General features: G+C 43.4%; 12 protein-coding genes. 11 read left to right on the forward strand and 1 reads right to left on the reverse strand.

The features are described 5' to 3' along the window. The first annotated feature begins 54 nt into the window (after positions 1-54). The 4 genes from atpC (at position 55) to ACEW8F_RS10740 (ending at position 4,686) form a co-directional block, all read left to right on the forward strand. Positions 55-456, forward strand: a complete 402-nt coding sequence (atpC, locus tag ACEW8F_RS10725) for an ATP synthase F1 subunit epsilon (RefSeq protein WP_373483461.1) — start codon at positions 55-57, stop codon at positions 454-456. Between the two features lie 240 nt (positions 457-696). Then, positions 697-2,028 (forward strand): UDP-glucose/GDP-mannose dehydrogenase family protein, encoded by a 1,332-nt coding sequence (locus ACEW8F_RS10730; protein ID WP_373483462.1) that lies wholly within the window; start codon positions 697-699, stop codon positions 2,026-2,028. A gap of 1 nt (position 2,029) precedes the next feature. Then, positions 2,030-2,905 carry a UTP--glucose-1-phosphate uridylyltransferase GalU gene (gene galU / locus ACEW8F_RS10735; RefSeq protein WP_373483463.1) on the forward strand — a complete coding sequence of 292 codons (876 nt, stop codon included), beginning with the start codon at positions 2,030-2,032 and terminating at the stop codon, positions 2,903-2,905. Between the two features lie 83 nt (positions 2,906-2,988). Then, positions 2,989-4,686, forward strand: coding sequence for a phospho-sugar mutase (locus tag ACEW8F_RS10740; protein ID WP_373483464.1), 1,698 nt, complete (start codon positions 2,989-2,991; stop codon positions 4,684-4,686). 138 nt (positions 4,687-4,824) lie between these two features. Here ACEW8F_RS10740 and ACEW8F_RS10745 read toward each other — a convergent pair whose 3' ends face one another. Then, positions 4,825-6,327 carry an LCP family protein gene (locus tag ACEW8F_RS10745; RefSeq protein ID WP_373483465.1) on the reverse strand — a complete coding sequence of 501 codons (1,503 nt, stop codon included), beginning with the start codon at positions 6,325-6,327 and terminating at the stop codon, positions 4,825-4,827. Between the two features lie 281 nt (positions 6,328-6,608). Here ACEW8F_RS10745 and rfbD point away from each other — a divergent pair, with 281 nt between their 5' ends. The 7 genes from rfbD to ACEW8F_RS10780 all read left to right on the forward strand — a co-directional run bounded on the left by rfbD (position 6,609) and on the right by ACEW8F_RS10780 (position 14,504). Beyond that, positions 6,609-7,466: a dTDP-4-dehydrorhamnose reductase gene (gene rfbD / locus ACEW8F_RS10750; RefSeq protein ID WP_373483466.1), complete on the forward strand. Its 858-nt coding sequence runs from the start codon at positions 6,609-6,611 to the stop codon at positions 7,464-7,466. Positions 7,467-7,569: 103 nt separating this feature from the next. Next, positions 7,570-8,448 (forward strand): sugar nucleotidyltransferase, encoded by an 879-nt coding sequence (rfbA, locus tag ACEW8F_RS10755; protein ID WP_373483467.1) that lies wholly within the window; start codon positions 7,570-7,572, stop codon positions 8,446-8,448. After that, complete coding sequence (gene rfbC / locus ACEW8F_RS10760; protein ID WP_373483468.1) at positions 8,448-9,014, forward strand: dTDP-4-dehydrorhamnose 3,5-epimerase; 567 nt, start codon at positions 8,448-8,450, stop codon at positions 9,012-9,014. The genes rfbA and rfbC overlap by 1 nt, the downstream gene beginning before the upstream one ends. A gap of 28 nt (positions 9,015-9,042) precedes the next feature. Then, positions 9,043-10,146, forward strand: a complete 1,104-nt coding sequence (gene rfbB / locus ACEW8F_RS10765; RefSeq protein ID WP_373483469.1) for a dTDP-glucose 4,6-dehydratase — start codon at positions 9,043-9,045, stop codon at positions 10,144-10,146. An 84-nt stretch (positions 10,147-10,230) separates the two neighbouring features. Next, on the forward strand, positions 10,231-11,040 hold the full coding sequence (locus tag ACEW8F_RS10770) for an ABC transporter permease (protein ID WP_373483470.1): 810 nt from the start codon (positions 10,231-10,233) through the stop codon (positions 11,038-11,040). A 33-nt stretch (positions 11,041-11,073) separates the two neighbouring features. Next, positions 11,074-12,270, forward strand: coding sequence for an ABC transporter ATP-binding protein (locus ACEW8F_RS10775; RefSeq protein WP_373483471.1), 1,197 nt, complete (start codon positions 11,074-11,076; stop codon positions 12,268-12,270). A gap of 23 nt (positions 12,271-12,293) precedes the next feature. After that, positions 12,294-14,504, forward strand: a complete 2,211-nt coding sequence (locus ACEW8F_RS10780; RefSeq protein ID WP_373483472.1) for a glycosyltransferase — start codon at positions 12,294-12,296, stop codon at positions 14,502-14,504. The last annotated feature ends 51 nt before the right edge of the window (positions 14,505-14,555 follow it).

Below are 14,555 nucleotides of genomic sequence, written 5' to 3' on the forward strand. Positions count from 1 at the left end.
GAAGACGCAGTTGCTAAAGCAAAAAAAATAAAAGGTTAGTTGAGGTGAGTTTTAATGGCTGAAACTTTCAGATTAAAAATCATTGCTCCAACCGGCATCTTTTTCGATGAAGATATCGAGCGTATTGTCATCCGGGGAACAGAAGGGGAGTTTGCTGTGCTTGCAGAGCATACCCCGCTGACCACCACCGTAGCCATTGGTTCCTTTAATATAATTTTTGGCGATAAAAAAAGTAAATGCGGCACCCTTTTAGGGGGCGTTGCCACGATTAATCCCAGAGAAACCATTATTTTAACCGATGCTGCGGAATGGCCGGAAGAAATTGATCTTAAACGGGCTCAGGAAGCAAAAGAGCGGGCGCTACAACGTCTTAAGGACGATAAGTATGACTCGGCTCGAGCTCAGGCAGCTTTGGAAAGAGCAATTGCTCGTATCAATTCAAAAGAAGGTTTATAATTTAAAGATTTATAGCTAATAATTTATAGTTAATAAAAGAAAGCTGCGATTCCTTGCGAATCCTGGCTTTCTTTTTTTATTGGGGTTTTTTGGGGCAAGTGTTTTAAAGACCCTTTTTCTGTGCTATAATTTAGGTTGAAAGTTAGGGCATTGTGTGTCAATCGATGAAGGATAAAATAAAGATTAAACAGTGATGTAATGGTAATTAATAACAAAACCATTACAAACGGAGGATAAGGAATGAATATTTGTATAATTGGCCTGGGTATTTTAGGGATTACCTATGGTTCTGTTTTGTCAGATTCGGAAGTGAATGTCATCTGTGTCGACACAGATGAAGAAACAATCAATATGCTCACTGAGGGTGAAATGCCGATTTATGAGCCGGGTTTAAAAGCATTGGTCTCGACTTCAGTTTCAAGTGGTCGGTTAAGCTTTAGTTCAAATATTCAAAATGCCATTAGAAGAAGTGAAATTATTTTTATTACCTGTGAGGTGCCGACCAATGATCATGATTTTCCTGATCTTCGGTTTATGAAGCCGATTGCTCAAAGCATTGGCAATCATATGGAAGCCTATGTAACCGTAGTCATTAAATCAACCGTGCCGCCGGGAACCTGCCAAATTATCAGACAAACCATCCAAACAACGCTGGACGATCGGGAGGTGGATATTCCCTTTGATGTTATCAGCAACCCGGATTTTGCCCGCAAAGGCTCGATGATCAAGGATTGTCTGGTACCGGATATGGTGGTGATCGGATCGGATTCGCCGGCGGCGGTGGAGCGCTTAAAAAGTGTTTATGATAGCCTTCATGTCCGGGAAGAAAACTATATGATTACTGATCCTCAGAGCGCCGAAATGATCAAATACGGAGTGAATGCCTTTCTGGCAACGAAGCTTTCTTTTATCAATGAGATGGCTTTGCTTTGCGAAAATGCCAATGCTAATATCCTCGATGTTTCCAACGGCATGGGTCGTGACGAGCGGATTGGGAAAGGCTATCTGGATGCCGGGCCGGGATACGGCGGCAGTGACCTGCCCAAGGATTCCAAGGCCCTGGTGGAGATTGCCAAAGCCTATGGCGAGGATTTTATGGTGCTCACAGGTGCCATCCAGGCCAATGAGAAACAAAAGAACAAAATGGTGGAAAAAATAAAACGGATTATGGGTAATCTGGAAGGAAAAACCATTGCCATTTTAGGATTGTCCTACAAACCAGAAACCATCGATATGCGGGAAGCCCCGTCGATTAATATTGTCAAGGGACTGGTAGCCGACGGAGCCAGAATCAAGATTTATTGTCCCGAAGGGAATCAGGAAGCCAAATGGCGGTTGCACAACGAAAAGGATGAGATTACCTATTGTCATGACGTGTATGAAGCGGCCCAGGATGCTGACGCGATAGTGCTCATTACCAGCTGGCGGGAATTTAAAGGGATGGATCAGGAGCGGGTTCGCGGGGCCATGAAGGATCGGTTTTTCTTTGATTTTAGAAATCTGTTCGGAGAAGAACCACCAAAAGGTTTCATATATTTAGGCCTGGGGATTCCAGAAAAGGAGATAAAATAAGATGAAAAAAGTACGCAAAGCGGTTATTCCGGCAGCAGGTCTGGGTACCCGATTTTTACCAATTACGAAATCGACGCCTAAAGAAATGCTGCCGATTGTTGATAAACCCACAATCCAATATATTATTGAAGAAATTGTTGCTTCAGGAATCGAAGAAATATTGATTATCACGGGACGAAACAAAGAAAGTATCATTAATCATTTTGATCGGGTGCCGGAACTGGAAGCCCTGTTAAAAGCCGCTGGAAAAACTGCGGCGCTGGAGCAAGTGGAGGCCATCACCAAGATGGCGAAAATCTTCTCAGTGCGGCAGAAAGAAGCCAAAGGGCTGGGACATGCCGTGCTTTGTGCCAAAGAATTTGTGGGTGACGAACCTTTTGCTGTGGTGCTGGGAGATGATATTGTTTATAATGATGGAAACCCGGCACTCAAACAAATGGTGGACGTCTATGATCAATATGGCGCCTCAGTAATCGGAGTTCAGCAGGTCGCTCCCGACCAGGTCAATAAGTATGGTATTGTTTCCGGGAATGCGGTTGGGGAACGGGTATATCAAGTTGATGATCTGGTTGAAAAGCCGGCGATTGGCAAGGCCCCATCGACGATGGCTATTTTAGGACGATATATCATTACCCCGGGAATATTTGATGTGCTGGAGCACACTGGTAAGGGTTCCGGAGGCGAAATTCAACTCACCGACGGACTCAAAGCCCTGGCGGGCCGGGAAAAAATGTTTGCCTATGATTTTGTCGGTCAACGTTATGATGTTGGAGACAAGCTGGGCTTTCTTCAGGCCACTGTTGAATTTGGGTTAAGGGATGACAAACTGGGTGCAGATTTCAAACGATATTTAGAAACCTTGTTGAATGATAAATAAGCAGTTTATACAGATTGCAGGGGGAGAGGTCTGACGCCCTGGTCATTTGTGATCATTCTTACAGGATTGGAGAAAGGAAAATAATGGACTATCAAAAAGCATATCAAAACTGGCTAGATCAGCCGGAACTCGATGGAGAACTCCGTCAGGAGCTGGAAGCCATCACCGATGAAAAAGAAATTGAAGATCGTTTTTATACCGACCTGGAATTTGGCACCGGGGGAATGCGGGGGAAGATGGGTGCCGGTTATAACCGTATGAACATTTACACCGTCGCCAAGGTAACCTATGGCCTGGGAAAACACCTGTTGCGGCAGGACATTCAAAACTGGGAAAAGGGTGTGGTCATTGCCTATGACTCCCGCCACAATTCCAGAAAATTTGCCGAAACCGCGGCGGGGGTGCTGGGCAAAATGGGCGTTGCTGCCTACCTTTTTGAAGAGCTGCGGCCAACCCCGGAACTGTCTTTTGCAGTGCGTGATCTAAAAGCCGCCGGTGGCATTGTCATTACGGCATCCCATAACCCCAAGGAATACAACGGGTACAAGGTCTATGGATCCGACGGCGGGCAAATGGTAACGGCCTCAGCCGATGCCTTGATCGCAGAAATTGCAAAAATAACGGATATATTTGATATTCCGATTATGACATTAGCGGAAGGTCTCAATCAGAAAATCATTAAGATGGTCGGTGAAAAAATGGATAATGCCTTTACGGCAGCTGTGACGTCCATTTGCAGGCCCAATCCCAACAGTGAATTGAAAGTTGTTTATACCCCGCTCCATGGTTCGGGCAATCAGCCGGTGCGTCGGGTTTTAACCGAATTGGGTTATCAGCATGTGATTGTGGTACCAGAACAGGAATTGCCCGATGGCGATTTTACAACAGCACCTTACCCAAATCCTGAGGATCCGTCGGTATTCGTCCTGGCAATGGCATTGGCCGAAGAAAAAAATGCGGATATCATTATTGGCACCGATCCCGATGGTGATCGGGTTGGTGTGGTTGGTCGAAATTTAAAAGGCGAGTTTGAAGTTTTTACCGGCAATCAAACCGGCGCCCTGCTGGTTGATTATTATCTGAAAACGCGAACCGCTCTGCCTGAGAATAAGGTGGTGATTAAGACAATCGTCACCAGTGAATTGGGCGGGATTGTGGCAAAATCCCATGGCGCGGGAGTATTAGATGTGCTGACCGGTTTTAAATACATTGGCGAATTGATGACTGAGTTTGATAAAACCGGCGATTATACCTTCGCCTTTGGTTACGAAGAAAGCTATGGCTATCTGGCGGGAAACTACGCCCGCGATAAAGACGCGGTAGTGGCGTCAGCCCTGGTTTGTGAGATGACTGACTACTATAAAAAACAGGGCAAGACGCTGTATGAAGCCCTGATTGATTTGTATGAGAAACATGGTTATTTCATTGAAGATGTGGTTGCCTTGACCCTTGAAGGTATTGAGGGAAAAACAAAAATCTCTGCGATTATGGAAAAATTCCGAACAGTCAGCTTCCCGGGTTTTGCAAATACCAAACTGATTAATTTTAACGATTATGAAGCGGGCATAAGCAATGATATAATTTCCGGAACAAAAAAAGAAATTGATTTGCCCAAGTCAAATGTTCTAAAATTTGTTTTTGATGACTATTCCTGGTTTGCTTTGCGCCCCTCGGGGACAGAACCCAAGCTTAAGATTTATTTCTCGGTCACCGGAAAAACCCGGGCAGAAGCGACCGCAAAAAAAGAATTGCTGAAAAAGCAGGTAACTGATTTAATTTAAACGTAAAGATCATTAACTAGGCGGCAAAAAAATATAATGAAAAGAATTAATAAAAGGCGTTATCCCATGAATTGGGATAACGCCTTTCAGCTTAAACAGTATTTCTCGAAACCGGAAGTCGCAACTAATTACCAGGCACTAATTATCAGTTTCCGTAGATGTGCTGTCGCCCGGACTCTCTTCTACTGTTGAATCGGAATCCGATGAGCCGGAATCACTTCCGGAATCAGTGTCAGAACCGGAGTCGGTGGTATCATCACGGGAGTCAGAACCGGAAGAACTGTCTTCTGAAGTGGATGAGTCCGATCCAGACGAGCTTGAACTATCGGAAGAACCCGATCCAGAAGGTTCGGTGTTTGAATAAGAAGATCCCGAATTAGTGGTGTCGGAATAATCGCTGCTGTCACTGGGACTGGATTCGGTATAGGATGAGGAGGAACCAGTGCCGGCATAGTAGGCAATGGCATCACTGATTTCCTGAACCCGGTCAGAAGGTACATAAGCTTTATAGGTGCTCGAACTGGCGCTGGTTCCCGACGCTGTACTGGAGTTTGAACTGGTGGTCGGACTGCTGACATTGGTTCGATTTTCGGTGCTGGTTGAGGTACTGTTGGAACTGCTGCTATCCGTTGCTGTGGTTGAACTTCCACTGGTAGCAGTTGTATTGGTTGTCGTGGTCGGCTGGATAGGACCATAGATAAAGGCATGAAGGGCAATGACATTATCGGCAAGACTTTTAGGGACCACATAGGAAACGCTATTGATCATGGCTGTTGTTACATGGGTATCGGTTGGCAGTCGAAACTCCAGAAATTGCTTGTCCGGGGATTCTAAAAATGCCTTGGCATAGGTTGTCAGTTCGCTGATTGAGAGGGTGGTTTTAATATAGGGATAAACCTTGCTCAACAGACTGATGCCGGTGGCCATATCGATATTGAAGGCTTTGTCGGCAATTTGACCGACAACTTCCCGCTGACGTTCGGTCCGATAAAAGTCATCATCACTAAAACGGTTTCGGGCATAAGCCAGGGCCTGGACGCCGGTGATGGTTTGCACACCGGTTGTTTCGAGATAAGGGTCAGCTTTCCCAACCTTATCGTTGACATCATCAATATATTTATTCGTCCATTCCAGAACATCTTCGTTTTGCACATTGACCTCAACTCCGCCCAGGGCATCAACGGTATCCACCATGGCGTCAAAATTGACGATCACATAATCCTTGATATTTAAATCAAAATTTTCATTCAGCGTTTTAACGGCCAGTTCAGGCCCGCCGTAGGAATAGGCCGCATTGATTTTATCAAGGCTTTCATAGGTGTCTTTGGTTTCGGGTATTTGAACTAACAAGTCACGCATCACCGAGGTGACCTTGATGTTTCCGTTTCTAAAGTCCATCGAAACGATCATGATGGTGTCAGTACGATCTCCTTCAATGTCACTACGTCCGTCGACTCCAAAAACGGCAATATTGACGGTATCGATATCCAGATCGTTATTTACATTTAATTGAGCCTCATCCATTTTGGGTTCGGCAACCATTTCATTTATCTGACTAAGGGTATTAAAGCCATATACTAGTCCGGTGCCTATTAGTGAGACAATCAGAAATAGGGTGACTAAAACTATTTTCTTTTTCATGAAGGTTCCTTTCGATTTACGAGCTATAATCATATCAATCAATAATACCATAAACTAGCTTAAAAAAACATTGAATAATACTACGGAAACAAGAAAAAATGAGAAAAGTGGTTTTAAATGGGTAAAGTGATAATCTTAAAAACCTGAAAGAATCTAGAAAAAAATAGACTTTTATAAGGATATAAAGTATAATGACAATGAATTTTTATGGGGTACAGCTAGAAAAATAGTGACGAACGAGAGAATATAAACACTACAAGAATGATGAAATAAGGTGAAATATGAAAGTTTTATTAACCGGTTCGAATGGTCAGCTAGGTCGGGAATTAACCTGGCAGCTGGAGAAAAAAAAGATCGACCATGTGGGATATGACATTCCCGAATTTGATATTACCGATAAAGAAAAAATGATGGCGATTATTGTCAAAGAGCAGCCAACCGTGATTATCAATTGCGGAGCGCTGACTAATGTGGATGGCTGTGAAACCCAGAAAGACCTGGCCATGGCCATTAATGGCATCGGTCCGAAGCATTTAGCCGAAATTGCCCGAGATCAGGATATTGTTTTAGTTCAGGTTTCCACTGATTATGTTTTTGATGGTGCCGGGATTACAGTCGATGGGGCGTTGCGGCCCTATCTGGAAACAGATCCCATCGACCCTAAAACCGTTTATGGCGAAAGCAAGGCGGCGGGGGAAAAAGCCGTTTCTGAAACAACACCCAAATATTTTATTGTCCGGACCGCCTGGTTATACGGGGATGGTAATAACTTTGTTAAAACGATGCTGGAGCTGGCCTCAAAACATCCCAAATTGACGGTTGTCAATGATCAGGTAGGGTCGCCCACCAGCACCGTCGATCTGGCGGCAGCGATCATTGATTTGATCCATACCGATCATTACGGGCTTTACCATGGCACCTGTGAGGGACAGTGCAGCTGGTATGATTTTGCCGTCGAAATTTTCAGATTATCAGGAATTGAGATTCCCGTGGAACCGGTAACCTCAGAACAATTTGTCAGACCGGCCCCGCGACCCAAATACTCAGTGCTGGAAAACAAGGCTTTAAATGATTTGCAGATGAATCAGTTCAGATCCTGGCAGGTTTCACTGGCAGAATATCTGAAAAATTTAAAATAAGACAGAATTCGAACGCGTGTCGGTCTAGCTGGGGCTTTAAATCGGCATCAAAGCCGATGACACGCCGGGAATGCGCAAACAATTTACAAGAGAAGAGGCAATTATGAAAGGTATTATTTTAGCCGGAGGTTCCGGCACCCGACTTTATCCGATCACCCGGGCGGTGTCCAAACAATTACTGCCCATTTATGACAAACCGATGATTTATTACCCACTGGCAACTCTAATGCTGGCCGGGATTAAAGATATTTTAATTATTTCCACACCCCACGATCTGCCCATGTTTGAACGACTTTTTGGTTCCGGGGAAGAATTGGGGTTGAATTTTGTCTACGCCGAACAGGCAGCTCCTAATGGCCTGGCAGAGGCTTTCATTATTGGCGAACAATTCATTGGTGATGACAATGTGGCCCTGGTATTAGGCGATAATATTTTCTATGGTCATGGCTTTACTGATACCATTAGAAAAGCGGCGGAACTCGAAAGCGGAGCCGTGATCTTCGGCTATCCGGTGACAGATCCGGAACGCTATGGCGTGGTTGAGTTTGCCAAAGATGGAACCGTACTCTCCATCGAAGAGAAACCAGAAAGTCCAAAATCCAACTTTGCGGTACCAGGACTTTATTTTTATGATAATACGGTGGTAGAAATTGCCAAAAATATTAAACCATCGGAACGAGGCGAACTGGAAATTACGACCGTTAATGAGACCTATTTAGAACAGGGTAATTTAAAGGTAGAGTTGTTTGGTCGGGGAATGGCCTGGCTTGATACGGGAACCCATGACAGTTTAATTGAGGCCTCCAATTTTGTGGAAACGATCCAAAAAAGACAGGGTCTTTATGTCGCCTGCATTGAAGAAATTGCCTATTTACGTGACTTTATTAATAAAGAGCAGCTTTTAAGACTGGCGGAACCACTGAAGAAAACCGCCTACGGTCAGTATCTGATCCAATGTTCCAAAGGTAAGTTGGCGGAATAATGGCGAAGATAAATGTAATCAAAACGAAAATTGACGGATTGGTGATTATTGAACCATCCGTTTTTGGCGACCACCGCGGTTATTTCATGGAAACCTACAACGAGGAAGAATTCCACAATGCCGGTTTAACGATGCGGTTTGTACAGGACAATGAGTCCAAATCCGGCAAGGGCGTTTTACGAGGGCTTCATTTCCAGACCAAGTTTTCCCAGGGAAAATTGGTTCGGGTAACCAAGGGCGAGGTTTATGATGTCGCTGTGGACCTGCGGAATGGCTCGCCGACCTATGGACAATGGGCCGGGGTGCTGTTAACCGAAGAAAACAAGACCATGTTTTATATTCCGGAAGGTTTTGCCCATGGTTTTTTAGTCGTTTCTGACGAAGCCGTGTTTAACTATAAGTGCACCAATTTATACGCCCCGGAATACGATGGCGGGATTCGCTGGAATGACCCGGCAGTCGGGATTAAGTGGCCGCTTGAAACAATCGATGAAGTGCTGCTTTCAGAAAAAGACGGACAGCTGCCTTTTTTAAGCGAGGTCAGCGAGTCCTTAAGATTTGAATAGATCGTATTTATAGATAGAAGGAGTAATCATGAAAACAATATTAGTCACCGGTGGTGCCGGATTTATTGGCTCAAACTTTGTAAAATATATGCTCAATCAGCACCCGGATTATAAAATAGTTAATGTGGATGTGTTAACCTATGCCGGAAATCTGGAAAATTTAACCGATATTGAAGACAATCCCAATTATGTTTTTGCCAAAGGGGATATCGTTGACCGACCGTTTGTCAAAAACCTTTTTGATCAATACAATTTTGATACGGTAGTGAACTTTGCTGCCGAATCTCACGTGGATCGCAGCATCGAAGATCCGGAAATTTTTGTGCAAACCAATGTGATGGGGACCCTGGTGCTTTTGGATGAGGCAAAAAATCACTGGAAAACCGGAAAAGATGAAAGTGGCTATCCTACCTATCGGGAAGATGTTCGATTCCATCAGGTATCAACCGATGAGGTTTATGGTGCCCTGGGAAAAACCGGGATGTTTACGGAAGCGACACCAATCGCTCCCAACAGCCCCTATTCGGCATCCAAAGCCAGTGCCGATTTAGTGGTGCGTTCCTATGGACAAACCTTTAAGCTGCCAACGACTATCAGTCGTTGTTCCAATAATTATGGCCCCTATCATTTTCCGGAAAAATTGATTCCTTTGATGATCTCCAACGTGGTTGCCTTAAAAAGCTTGCCGGTCTATGGCGATGGGATGCAGATCAGAGACTGGCTGCATGTCAAAGATCATTGCAGTGGGATCGATACCATCCTGGAAAAAGGCGTGGCCGGGGAAGTCTATAATATTGGCGGAAATAACGAAAAGGCCAATCTTGAAATTGTCAATCTGATTATTGAGAATGTGGGCGAAATGCTGCGCTCAGGAAAATATCAGATTGATAATGATGGTTCGCAAATCAGTAAAGATCTGATTACCTATGTTGAAGATCGACTGGGACATGACCGCCGTTATGCCATCGATAATACCAAAATAACTGCCGAACTGGGCTGGGAACCAGCTTACACCTTCGAACAGGGGATTGTTGAAACCATTGAATGGTATTTAAGTAATCAGGAATGGCTGGAACAGGTAAAGTCTGGCGGCTATCAGCAGTATTATGAAAATATGTACGGAAAAAAATAAATAAACTGAAAAAGTTGAATAGATGTAAAAGTAAAAGCACAATTTTTGTGCTTTTTCATTTAAAAATAAGAATGAGGTGTCAGTTTGTACTTGTTTAAAGATTTAATGGATTATATCAGAGATTTGTATGCAAATCGAAAACTGATCCGGAAATTTTCGATCAATGATTTTAAGTCCCGGTATGCCGGGTCATTTTTGGGTATTATGTGGGCCTTTATTCAGCCGACGGTCACCATTGCGGTGTACTGGTTTGTGTTTGACGTGGGTCTGAAATCTTCTCCCACCGGCGGGATTCCGTTTATTTTGTTTTTGATAACGGGTATCATTGTCTGGTTCTTCTTTTCGGAGTCTCTGGTTAACGGAACCAATTGTTTCCGGGAATACAGTTATCTGGTAAAAAAAGTGACCTTTAATATTAAAATTTTGCCGACGGTGAAAATCATCTCTTCGTTGTATACCCATATCTTTTTTATTGCTTTTGCGGTGGTGATGCTGCTTTTATACAGCCAGCCAATCACCCTGCATTTTATCCAGATTATTTACTACCTGGTCTGTCTGATCGTTTTCTTAACCGGATTTACTTGGGTAACAGCTTCCCTTCAGCCGTTTTTTACAGACATTCTGCAATTTATCAATGTCGGCATGCAGGTGCTTTTCTGGGGAACGCCGATTCTTTGGGACGTCAACATCTTTCCGCCAAACTTGTTGTGGATTCTCAAACTGAATCCGCTTTATTATATTGTCCAGGGATATCGGGAGAGTTTTTTTGGAACCGGCTGGTTTTGGGAACATCCGGTTATGACAGCATACTTCTGGGGATTTTCTTTTGTATTGCTACTAATCGGCATCGCGGTGTATCGAAAATTAAGACCGCATTTTGCTGATGTCTTATAGAAAAATGTTGATCACGGATCAGTGGAGGAAATTATGTCAGATGTGGCAATAAAAATAGAAGAAGTTACAAAAATCTATCAACTTTATCAACGACCCATGGATCGCTTAAAAGAGTCAATGAGCCTATTTAAGAAAAAGGAATATCATCATAAATTTTATGCCCTCAATAATATCAATCTGGAAATTAAAAAAGGGGAATCGATTGGGATTGTGGGTAAAAATGGATCAGGGAAGTCAACCCTGCTGAAGATCATTTCTGGTGTTTTGACCCAAAGCAAGGGTGATGTTTGCGTCGATGGGAAGGTATCGGCCCTTTTGGAATTGGGAACCGGGTTCAACCCGGAATATACCGGCATTGAAAATATCTATGCGAATGGTTTGATCATGGGCTATAGTAAGGAAGAAATGGACGAACGATTAGATGACATCGTCAATTTTGCCCAAATTGGCGAATATATTTATCAGCCGGTGAAAACCTACTCCAGCGGGATGTTCGCGCGGCTGGCTTTTGCCACGGCCATTAATGTGGATCCGGAAATACTCATTGTCGATGAGGTTCTGGCCGTTGGTGATGCAAAATTTCAGATTAAGTGTATCAATAAGATGGAAGAATTCAAGGCTTCGGGAAAAACCGTGCTTTTTGTTTCCCATACTCTTGAACAAATCAAACGGTTTTGCACCAAAGGCGTCTGGATCGATCATGGCGAAATGCGGATGTTCGACGAGGTTACCCACGTTATTGATATGTACGAAAGCGAAATGCTAAAAGAATCGATGGAACAGAAAGCCCTTGAGGAAGGAAATCCTGAGGCCCCAAAAATGGAAATTGATGCCCATCTGGGGAAAATCATCGCGACTAGCTGTAATACCGAAACCCTCAACACTTTTGACGATTTTAGTGTCGACATTGAGTATGAGCTGTACGATGATCTTTCCAGTGAACCATTGGTGGGAGTGGCTTTTTATACCATTGACCGTCAATATATCTTTGGGCCGAACACCCATTTGGATGGCGTGAAGATTCCCCGAACCAAGGGCATCCATCATGTCCGTTATGTGGTGTCCAGGCTACCGTTGCTGGGTGGAAAATACGAAGTGGATGTCGGGCTTTTTTCGAATAAAAGTATTGTCAATCTGGACTACGAAACAGCTGCTTTTGTGATCTCGGTTGTGGCCGATTATTTTACCGAAGGTCTGGTTCATATGGAACATCAATGGGAAATAATATAGGATTAAAGAGAAAGGTTAGTGGTATGGAAAAAAAATCAGTTATTGAACAGGAAGAAATAAAATATTTCATCGACAAAATTGTCAAGGATGAAGCGAGTCAATGTGCGACAGTTCAGGGATGGGCTTTTAATACAAAAACCAAAGAACCGGTCGAATTATACTTGTTGGGAAGAGAAGCGGCGGGAGTTCAATTTAAACGGGATTTCAGGATTGATGTTAATAACAAGTATGCGCTGCCAGATGACGCTAAGATTGGCTTTATTATTGAGTTTGATGAAAAAACCTATGGCGAAAAGCTGAAACTTAAATTAAAGGATGAAAACAACATTCGCATTGTTCCCATTAATTTAAAAAAGAACTATGATTATCTTAAACAGCCCAATCTGTTTAATGCCAAACGACTGGTTGGGATTACAACCCGAACCATGGGATATTTTAGTCGCAACGGCCTGAAGAATACCATCCGCAAAATAAAGTTTGAACTTAAATATAAAAACCAGGAAAATTATGATTTCTGGATTGATGTCCATGAAGATTTTGATCTCAAAACGGTCATGGCAGAAATTAAAAGTTTTTCCTATAATCCTAAGGTTTCCATCGTAGTGCCGGTATATAATGTAGAAGAACAATGGCTCAGAGCCTGCATCGATTCGGTTCGCAGTCAATATTACCAAAACTGGGAATTATGTATCGCCGATGATTGCTCTACTGACCCCCATATTAAACCGTTGCTGGAAGAATTCAAAATGTTGGATTCGCGGATTAAGGTGATCTATCGGGAAGAAAATGGCCATATTTCAGAAGCCTCTAACTCGGCGCTGGCCATTGCCACAGGTGAGTTTGTGGGGCTCTTGGATAATGACGATACCTTGGCTGATTTTGCCCTCTACGAAGTGGTTAAATTGTTAAACGAACATCCGGAAGCGGATCTGATTTATAGTGATGAAGACAAGTTAAGTGAGGACAATAAACGCAGCCAGCCATTTTTCAAAACGGATTGGGCGCCGGACATTCTGCTGGCGACCAATTATATCTGTCATTTTGGCGTTTACCGCAAAACCATTATCGACCAAATCGGTGGCTTCAGAAAAGGTTATGAAGGCGCTCAGGATTATGATCTGGTGCTTCGTTTTACGGAAAAAACCGATAAGATTTTCCATATCCAGAAGATCTTGTATCACTGGCGGATGATCAGCAATTCCACAGCGGTTAATCCGGAGTCAAAAGGTTATGCCTTCGAAGCGGGCCTTAGATCCCTCGAAGATGCCCTGCAGCGACGAGGGATTAACGGCACAGTTAGCCATGGCGCCTTTCCTGGGGTTTATAATATTGAGTACGAAATTGTCAATAATGGTTTAGTATCGGTGATTATTCCCACCCGGGATAATGCCACCGACCTAAAAGCCTGTATCGATTCGATTTTCGAGAAGACTATTTACGAAAATTTTGAAATCATCGTCGCCGATAATGGCAGCGAAAAAGAAGAAACCTTCAAATTATTTGAATACTATACAAAAAAATATCCAACTCAGTTTAAGGTGGTGCGGATTGATATCCCCTTCAACTTTTCACAAATCAATAATTTGGCCGTTAAAGAATCACAAGGCGAATACCTGCTGTTTCTGAATAATGACATTACGGTTATCACTAAAGGCTGGATGAAACGGATGGTCAGCTACGCTCAGCAGGAACATGTTGGCGCAGTCGGAGCAAAACTGTATTATCCTGACAATACCATTCAGCATGCCGGTGTTTTGCTGGGGATGGGTGGCGTTGCCGGACATGGACATGTGGGTTATCCCCGGGGCGATTATGGTTATTTTGGTAAATTGGTCACAACGAATAACTACACCTCGGTGACGGCTGCCTGTATGATGGTGAAACGGGAAGATTTTGACCGGGTTAATGGTTTTGAAGAAAAACTGACGGTGGCCTTTAATGATGTGGATTTCTGTCTAAAACTCTATGAAGCGGGAAAATTCAATGTCTGGCTTCACAATGTCGAACTCTATCACTATGAATCAAAATCCCGGGGGGCCGAAGATACCTATTCAAAATATAAGCGTTTTAACAGCGAGATTAAATATATGAAGGATCATTGGTTAAAGTATATTAAAAATGACCCCTACTATAATCGTAACTTAACACGAGTTGACGGAAACTACGCTATTTGTGTCGACATCGTGGGTTATGTAAAGGGAAAAACACAGGAAAATGAAGAGAACGAGATTTAACTTAAGAGTCGATAAGATGTAACGAAAAAATTGACGATGTAAAATATTTGT

It is taken from the genome of Acetobacterium sp. (assembly GCF_041752335.1).
GTDB lineage: Bacteria > Bacillota > Clostridia > Eubacteriales > Eubacteriaceae > Acetobacterium.